The following is a 7,820-nucleotide window of genomic DNA, read 5'->3' as shown; positions in this document are numbered from 1 at the left end:
GGCCCCCCACCACACCCGCCCGGTGCGGTTCGTCTGGCTGCAGACCCGCGATGTCCGGCTGCGGCTGCTGGACCGCATGAAGGACAAGTGGCGGTCCGATCTCGCCGGCGACGGGCGGCCAGCGGACGCGGTGGAGCGCCGCGTGGCGCGCGGCCAGATCCTTTACGACGCACCCGAGGTCGTCATCCCGATGCTGGTCCCCGAGGGCGCGCACAGCTATCCCGACGCCGCCCGCACCGGCGCCGAGCACACCATGTTCACGGTCGCGGTCGGGGCGGCCGTGCAGGGGCTGCTGGTCGCGCTGGCGGTGCGCGGGGTGGGCAGCTGCTGGATCGGCTCCACGATCTTCGCCGCCGACCTGGTGCGCGCGGAACTCGACCTGCCCGCCGATTGGCAGCCGTTGGGCGCCGTCGCGATCGGCTACCCCGAGGAACCCGCCGGGCCGCGCGACGCTGCGGACCCCGGAGATCTGTTGATCCGCAAGTGATACTGAGCCGATGAAAACGTTCGCGGGCAAGGCGGCGGCGTCCGCCGAGAAGGCCCGCGGCGGCTACTACACGCCGGCGCCCGTGGCCCGGTTCCTGGCCCGCTGGGTGCGCGAGGCCGGCCCGCGAATCCTGGAACCTTCCTGCGGCGACGGCGCGATCCTGCGCGAGCTGGCCCGCCTGGGCGGCCGGCCCCGCGGCGTCGAGCTGGTCGCCGGGGAGGCCGCCAAGGCAAGGGAATTCGCCCCCGTCGACGCCGCGAACCTGTTCGCCTGGCTCGCCACCGCTGAGCCCGGCGGGTGGGACGGGGTCGCGGGGAACCCGCCCTACATCCGGTTCGGCAACTGGGCGGGCGAGCAGCGCGAGCCGGCGCTGGGGCTGATGCGGCGCGAGGGCTTGCGGCCCACGCGGCTGACCAACGCCTGGGTCCCGTTCGTGGTGGCCGGCTCGATCCTGGTGCGCGACGGCGGCCGGGTGGGCCTGGTCCTTCCCGCCGAGTTGCTCCAGGTCGGCTACGCCGCACCGCTGCGCGAGTTCCTGCTGAGCCGGTTTCGCGACATCACGCTGGTGACGTTCGAGCGCTTGGTGTTCGACGGCGTCCTGCAGGAGGTCGTGTTGTTCTGCGGGGTCGCCGGCGCGGGGCCGGCCCGGGTCCGCACCGTCCACCTCGCCGACGCCGATGCGCTGGCCGGCGCGGACCTGGACGTCGAAGCGGCGCCCGCGCTGCTGCACGAGAACGAGAAGTGGACCAAGTACTTCCTCGACCCGGCCGCGATCCGGCTGCTGCGCACGCTCAAGGCGTCGACCGCGATGACCCGGCTCGGGGCCATCGCCGACGTGGACGTGGGCATCGTGACGGGCCGCAACAGCTTCTTCACGTTCACCGACGCGCGGGCCCGCGAGCTCGGGCTGCTCCCCCACTGCGTCCCGCTCGTCTCGCGCAGCGCCCAGCTGTCGGGGTTGGTCTACGACACCGACTGCCGGACGGGCGATCTCGGCGCCGGGCACCGCGGCTGGCTGCTCAACGCGCCGCGCGACCCGGCCGACCCCGCCCTGCTGGCACACATCGAGGCCGGCGAGTCCGCAGGCGTGCACCGCGGCTACAAGTGCTCGATCCGCACGCCGTGGTGGACCACGCCGTCGCTGTGGACACCCGACCTGTTCCTGCTGCGCCAGATCCACCTGGCGCCGCGGTTGACCGTCAACGCCGCCGCGGCGACGAGCACCGACACGGTGCACCGCGTGCGGCTCGCCGCCAACCCCGATTTCGACGACGCGACGGCGCTGGCGGCGGCGTTCCACAACAGCGTGACGTTCGCCTTCGCCGAGATCGTCGGCCGCAGCTACGGCGGGGGCATCCTCGAGCTGGAGCCCCGCGAGGCCGAACAGCTGCCCATTCCCCCACCGGCGCTCGCCGGCGCGGGGCTCGCCTGCGACGTCGACCTGCTGCTGAAGGCCGGCGAGACCGAGAAGGCGCTCGACCTCGTCGACCGCCACGTCCTGATCGACGGGCTGGGCCTCGAGCCCGGGGCGGTCGCGCGATGCCGCGCCGCGTGGGCCGCGCTGCGGGATCGCCGCACCCGGCGGGGTGCCCGATGAGCGTGCGGGAGTCGGCGATCGCGCTGCTGTCCGACTGGCGGGCCCCCGACCCGGCGCAGGATTCGCTGCGGCACGCGGTGCTCGCGTTCGTGCTCGCCCGCCCCGACGCCTGCCGCCGCGAGTGTGCTCCGGGCCACGTCACCGCCTCGGCCCTGGTGCTCGACCACACCGGCGACCGGGTGTTGCTGACCCTGCATCCCCGCGTGGGCCGCTGGGTGCAACTGGGCGGCCACTGCGACGACGACCCCGACGTCGTCGTCGCCGCGCTGCGCGAGGCCACCGAGGAATCCGGCGTCGACGGTTTGCGCATCGAACCGGAATTGGCGGCCGTGCACGTTCATCCGGTCACCTGCTCGCTGGGCGTGCCCACCCGGCACCTGGACCTGCAGTTCGTGGCGCGCGCGCCCGCCGGCGCGCGGATCGCGATCAGCGACGAGTCCGACGACCTGCGGTGGTGGCCCGCCGACGCGCTGCCCGACGGCACCGACCACGCCCTGGCGTATCTGGTGGCACGGGCCCTCGGACGCCGCCCGCCCGGCTAACCGCGGTTTCGGGGGCGAGTGCCCGGCTGGCCGGGCGCTCGGCGGGGAGGTCTAGACGTCGGACGAGTACCGGATGCCGCCGTCGGGAATCGACACGCCGGGCCACACCCGCGCGCCGCGCAGCAACTCGCAGCGCGCGCCGATGTCGGCGCCGTCGCCGATCACGCCGTCGCGAATCAGCGCACGCGGGCCGATGCGCGCCCCGAAGCCGATGATGGAGCGCTCGATCACGCTGCCGGCCTCGACCTTGACGCCGTCGAAGATCACCGCGCCGTCCAGCCGCACGCCGGGCCCGATCTCGGCGCCGCGCCCGACGACCGTGCCGCCGATCAGCACCGCGCCCGGGGACACCGCCGCGCCGTCGTGCACCAGTTGCTCGCCGCGATGGCCGTGCAGCGCCGGCGACGGTGCGATGCCCCGCACCAGGTCCGCCGACCCGCGCACGAAGTCCTCCGGGGTGCCCATGTCCCGCCAGTACGTGGCGTCGACGTAGCCGCACACCTTGACGGCGGGATCGGAGAGCAGGGCCGGGAACACCTCGCGCTCGACCGACACCTCGCGGCCACGCGGGATCCGGTCGATGACCGCGCGCTTGAAGATGTAGGTGCCGGCGTTGATCTGGTCGGTCGGCGGGTCCTGCGTCTTCTCCAGGAACGCGGTGACCCGGCCGTCCTCGTCGGTGGTGACGCAGCCGAAGGCCCGCGGGTCGCCCACCCGCACCAGGTGCAGGGTGACGTCGGCCTGCTGGGCGCGGTGGAAGTCGATCATCTGGCCCAGGTCGGCGCCCGAGAGCACGTCGCCGTTGAAGACCATGACGGTGTCGTGGCGTAGCTGGCCGGCGACGTTGGCGATACCGCCGCCGGTGCCCAGCGGGCGCTCCTCGGTCACGTAGTCGATCTGCAGGCCCAGCTTGGACCCGTCGCCGAACTCGGCCTCGAACACCTGGGCCTGATACGAGGTGCTCAGGACGACGTGCTCGATGCCCGCCGCGGCGATCCGCGACAGCAGGTGGGTCAGGAACGGCAGCCCGGCGGTGGGCAGCATGGGCTTGGGCGCCGACAGCGTCAGCGGCCGCAGCCGGGTGCCCTTGCCGCCCACCAGAACCACGGCATCGACCTGTGGGTTAGCCATCTCAGCGCCGCCCTTCCGCCACTTTCCGTCTCCGACTGCGCAGCGCGCCACGCACCATCAGGCGGGACCGCAGCGCCAGCGAGGCCCGCAGCGTCCAGCGCAGCGGCGCCCGCCACCAACCCGAATGCCGGTCGGCCAGGAACAGGTAGGTGCTCCGGTGGTGGGCCGCTAGGTGGCTGGCCGGGTCGTCGCCGGTGGAATGGCCCTTGTGGTGCAGCACCTCGGCCGACGGCACGTAGACGCTCAGCCAGCCGGCCCGGCCCAGCCGGTCCCCGAGGTCGACGTCCTCCATATACATGAAGTAGCGCTCGTCGAACCCACCGACTTGGGCGAAGGCGGACCGGCGGACCAGCAGGCACGACCCCGACAGCCAGCCCACCGGGCGTTCGGTGGGCTCCAGCCGCTCCTGGCGGTAGGCCGCCGTCCACGGGTTGCGCTTCCAGATCGGGCCGACCACCGCGTGCATGCCGCCCCGGACGAGGCTGGGCAGGTGGCGCGCCGACGGGTACACCGAGCCGTCGGGGTCGCGGATGAGCGGGCCCAGGGCGCCGGCGCGCGGCCATCGGGTGGCGGCGTCCAGCAGGGCGTCGATGCTGCCCGGACCCCACTGCACGTCCGGGTTGGCGACGATCACCCAATCGTCGTCGTCGTCCAGCTGCGCGACGGCGCGGTTGACCGCGGTGCCGTACCCGAGGTTGGCCCCGGTGTGGAACAACCGCACGTTCGGGTAGCGCCCGAGGGCGGCCTCCGGGGTGCCGTCGGTGGAGCCGTTGTCGGCCATCAGCACGCAGACCGGGCGCTCGGTGGCCAGCGACAGCGAGGCCAGGAACCGCTCGAGGTGTGGGCCCGGCGAGTAGGTCACCGTCACGACCGGCAGGACGTCAGTCACGCGTAGAGGGTAACGGTCGATCACCGGCAGAGGCGGCCAGCGCCGCGACGAGCGCAGCGCGCCAGGGCCGTAACGGCCGCAGCCCGGCCGCGGCGGATTCGCGGCTCGACAGCGCCGAGTAGGCCGGGCGCGGTGCGGGGCGGGGGAATTCCGCGGTGCTGACCGGCAGCACCCGCTCCGGGTCCGCGCCGCATTCGGCGAAGATCGCCCGGGTCTGTTCGAAACGGGACACCGCGCCCTCGTTGGCGGCGTGCAGGATGGGCCCCGGCACGTTGTCGTCGACGATCTGCAGCAGCGCCGCGGCCAGGTCGCCCACGTACGTCGGCGAACCGACCTGGTCGGCGACCACCTTCACCGGGCCGTCGCCCGCGGCCAGCCGGCGCATCACCGCGACGAAGTCCTTGCCGTCGCCGCCGGTGTACACCCAGGCGGTCCGCACCACGACCGCCTCGGGCAGCGCCGCCAGCACGGCCCGCTCCCCCGCGAGCTTGCTGCGGCCGTACACGCCCGCCGGGGCCGTCGGATCGCTGGGCTCGTAGGGACGCGGGACCGCGCCGCCGTCGAGGTCGCCGCCGAAGACGTAGTCGGTGGAGACGTGGAGGAACCGGGCGCCGGCGCGCGCGCAGGCCTTCGCGATGTTCTCCGGGCCGGCGGCGTTGACGGCGTAGGCGCCGGCCTCGTCGCTCTCGGCGCCGTCGACGTTCGTGTATGCCGCGCAGTTGATCACCACGTCGCCGGGCTCGACGATCCGCTCGGCGGCGGCGGGGTCGGTGATGTCCCACTCCGACGACGTCAGCGCCAGCACGTCGCGGCCCTGACTGCCCGCCAGCGAGCGCAAAAAGCCGCCCAGCTGGCCCCCGCCGCCGGCGATCACGATCCTGCTCGACATGGTTCGAGTCTGGCATGCGGGGGGAAGCGCGGGTGACGCCCGGGGCGCGCGGGGGTGAGCTACCCGCGAAGCGCCTGTGTCGCAAGTAACCTAGTGGGATGCCTGTGCAACGTGTGATTCGTGTGATTGCCACTGCGCTCACGCTCGCGGTCGTCCTCGGCACCGGGCTGGCGTGGAGCAACGTCCGCTCCTTCGAGGACGGCATCTTTCACATGTCCGCACCCTCGCTCGGCAAGGGCGGCGACGACGGCGCGATCGACATCCTGCTGGTCGGCATGGACAGCCGCACCGACGCCCACGGCAATCCGCTGTCCGCCGAGGAACTGGCCACCCTGCGGGCCGGCGACGAGGAGGCGACCAACACCGACACGATCATCCTGATCCGCATCCCCAACAACGGGAAGTCCGCGACCGCGATCTCGATTCCCCGCGACTCCTACGTGGCGGCCCCGGGCCTGGGCAAGACGAAGATCAACGGCGTCTACGGCCAGACGCGCGAGGCCAAGCGCGTCAACCTGGTCAAGGCCGGCGACTCGGCCGAGGACGCCGCGGCGCAGGGCACCGAGGCCGGTCGCGAGGCGCTGATCAAGACCGTCGCGGACCTGACCGGCGTCACCGTCGACCACTATGCCGAGATCGGCCTGCTCGGGTTCTCCTTGATCACCGACGCGCTGGGCGGCGTGGACGTCTGCCTCAAAGAGCCGGTGTTCGAACCGCTTTCGGGCGCCGACTTCCCGGCCGGCCCGCAGCGCCTCGACGGCCCGGAGGCGCTCAGCTTCGTCCGGCAGCGCCACGAGCTGCCGCGCGGCGACCTGGACCGGGTGGTGCGGCAGCAGGTGGTGATGGCCTCGCTGGCCCACCGGGTCATCTCCGGCAAGACGCTGTCCAGCCCCGCCACGCTCAGGCGGCTGGAGGCGGCCGTGCAGCGCTCGGTGGTGATCTCCTCGGGTTGGGACGTCATGGATTTCGTCCAGCAGATGCAGAAGCTGGCCGGCGGCAACGTCGCGTTCGCCACCATCCCGGTGCTCGACGGTGCCGGCTGGAGTGACGACGGCATGCAGAGCGTGGTGCGGGTGGACCCGCGCCAGGTGCAGGACTGGGTCAGCGGGCTGCTGCACGAGCAGGAGCAGGGCAAGACCGAGGAGGTCGCCTACACCCCGGCGAAGACCACCGCCAGCGTGGTCAACGACACCGACATCAACGGGCTGGCGTCGGCGGTCTCGCAGGTGTTGACCGCCAAGGGATTCGGCGCCGGCACGGTCGGCAACAACGACAGCGGCCACGTCAAGGGCAGCCAGGTGCGGGCCGCCAAGACCGACGACCTGGGCGCCCAGGAGGTGTCCAAGGAGTTGGGCGGGCTGCCGGTCGTCGCCGATCCGTCGGTCGCGGCCGGCTCGGTCAAGGTGGTGCTGGCCAACGACTACAGCGGCCCCGGCTCGGGGCTTTCCGGCACCGCGACGGTGATGCCGGCCCGGGTGTCCAACGTCGGCGCGGTGGCGGCCGACCCGAACGTCCCGGCGCCCTCACCGATCCTGACCGCCGGTTCCGACAAGCCCGAGTGCATCAACTGAGCACGCTGTCGGGCGCCGTCCTGGATCCGCTGCTGCGGGCCGACCCGGTCGGCCCGCGGATCACCTACTACGACGACGCGACCGGCGAGCGCATCGAGCTGTCCGCGGCGACCCTGGCCAACTGGGCGGCCAAGACGGGCAACCTGTTACGCGACGAGCTGGGCGCCGGGCCGGGCAGCCGGGTGGCGATCCTGTTGCCGGCGCACTGGCAGACGGCGGCGGTGTTGTTCGGGGTGTGGTGGATCGGGGCCGAGGCGGTGCTCGAACCGGGCGGGGCGGACCTGGCGCTGTGCACCGCCGACCGGCTGGACGAGGCGGAGGCGGCCGCGGCCGGGGAGGTCGCGGTGCTGTCGCTGGATCCGTTCGGGCGCCCGGTCCCCGACCTGCCGATCGGTGTCACCGACTACGCCACGGCGGTGCGCGTGCACGGCGACCAGATCGTCGCCGAACGCCGTCCCGGCCCGGCGCTCGCCGGGCGATCGGTCGACGAGGTCCTCGCCGAGTGTCAAAGTTCAGCCGCCGCACGGGGATTGACGGCCACCGACCGGGTGCTTTCCACCGCGGCGTGGTCCGGGCCCGACGAGTTGGTGGACGGCCTGCTCGCGATCCTGGCCGTCGGCGGGTCGCTGGTGCAGGTGGCCAATCCCGACCCGTCGGCGCAGCGGCGCAGGGTCGAGACCGAAAAGGTCACCCGCGTGCTGTAGGCCTCCCCGG

Annotated in this window: 8 protein-coding genes; 5 read left to right on the top strand and 3 right to left on the bottom strand. The window is 73.2% G+C overall.

Annotated elements, in window-relative coordinates; translation table 11 throughout:
* From BST44_RS24965 to BST44_RS24955, 3 genes are all read left to right on the top strand, one after another.
* Positions 1 to 487 (top strand): nitroreductase family protein (locus BST44_RS24965; RefSeq protein WP_208619881.1); only part of this gene is annotated, 487 nt, incomplete at its 5' end.
* 10 nt (positions 488 to 497) lie between these two features.
* A complete protein-coding gene (locus BST44_RS24960) occupies positions 498 to 2,084 on the top strand; it encodes an Eco57I restriction-modification methylase domain-containing protein (RefSeq protein WP_083179666.1) in 1,587 nt (528 codons plus the stop codon).
* The gene (locus BST44_RS24955) at positions 2,081 to 2,626 is read left to right on the top strand and encodes an NUDIX hydrolase (protein ID WP_083179670.1); all 546 of its coding nucleotides are present in this window, start codon (positions 2,081 to 2,083) and stop codon (positions 2,624 to 2,626) included. Before BST44_RS24960 ends, BST44_RS24955 begins: the two co-directional genes overlap by 4 nt.
* A gap of 51 nt (positions 2,627 to 2,677) precedes the next feature.
* Here BST44_RS24955 and manB read toward each other — a convergent pair whose 3' ends face one another.
* Genes manB through rfbD form a run of 3 tightly spaced genes read right to left on the bottom strand, consistent with a single transcriptional unit; the run spans position 2,678 to position 5,535 of the window.
* Complete coding sequence (manB, locus tag BST44_RS24950) at positions 2,678 to 3,757, bottom strand: mannose-1-phosphate guanylyltransferase (RefSeq protein ID WP_083179665.1); 1,080 nt, start codon at positions 3,755 to 3,757, stop codon at positions 2,678 to 2,680.
* 1 nt (position 3,758) lies between these two features.
* A complete protein-coding gene (locus BST44_RS24945) occupies positions 3,759 to 4,646 on the bottom strand; it encodes a glycosyltransferase family 2 protein (protein WP_083179664.1) in 888 nt (295 codons plus the stop codon).
* Entirely contained in the window at positions 4,639 to 5,535 is an 897-nt protein-coding gene (gene rfbD / locus BST44_RS24940; protein ID WP_083179663.1) for a dTDP-4-dehydrorhamnose reductase, read from the bottom strand. The genes BST44_RS24945 and rfbD overlap by 8 nt, the downstream gene beginning before the upstream one ends.
* Positions 5,536 to 5,633: 98 nt before the next feature.
* Here rfbD and BST44_RS24935 point away from each other — a divergent pair, with 98 nt between their 5' ends.
* Positions 5,634 to 7,106 carry an LCP family protein gene (locus BST44_RS24935; RefSeq protein WP_083179662.1) on the top strand — a complete coding sequence of 491 codons (1,473 nt, stop codon included), beginning with the start codon at positions 5,634 to 5,636 and terminating at the stop codon, positions 7,104 to 7,106.
* Positions 7,094 to 7,810: a TIGR03089 family protein gene (locus BST44_RS24930; RefSeq protein ID WP_083179661.1), complete on the top strand. Its 717-nt coding sequence runs from the start codon at positions 7,094 to 7,096 to the stop codon at positions 7,808 to 7,810. The genes BST44_RS24935 and BST44_RS24930 overlap by 13 nt, the downstream gene beginning before the upstream one ends.
* The last annotated feature ends 10 nt before the right edge of the window (positions 7,811 to 7,820 follow it).

Source organism: Mycobacterium scrofulaceum (genome assembly GCF_002086735.1).
Classification (GTDB): domain Bacteria; phylum Actinomycetota; class Actinomycetes; order Mycobacteriales; family Mycobacteriaceae; genus Mycobacterium; species Mycobacterium scrofulaceum.
Note: the sequence above shows the minus strand (reverse complement) of the source record. Positions and strands in the feature narration are given on the sequence as shown.

What these genes read in the sequence shown, in the direction of transcription:
- BST44_RS24960 (WP_083179666.1), top strand. Translation starts at nt 498, where the DNA reads ATGAAAACGTTCGCGGGCAAGGCGGCGGCGTCCGCCGAGAAGGCCCGC.
- rfbD (WP_083179663.1), bottom strand. Translation starts at nt 5,535, where the DNA reads ATGTCGAGCAGGATCGTGATCGCCGGCGGCGGGGGCCAGCTGGGCGGC.
- BST44_RS24955 (WP_083179670.1), top strand. Translation starts at nt 2,081, where the DNA reads ATGAGCGTGCGGGAGTCGGCGATCGCGCTGCTGTCCGACTGGCGGGCC.
- BST44_RS24935 (WP_083179662.1), top strand. Translation starts at nt 5,634, where the DNA reads ATGCCTGTGCAACGTGTGATTCGTGTGATTGCCACTGCGCTCACGCTC.
- manB (WP_083179665.1), bottom strand. Translation starts at nt 3,757, where the DNA reads ATGGCTAACCCACAGGTCGATGCCGTGGTTCTGGTGGGCGGCAAGGGC.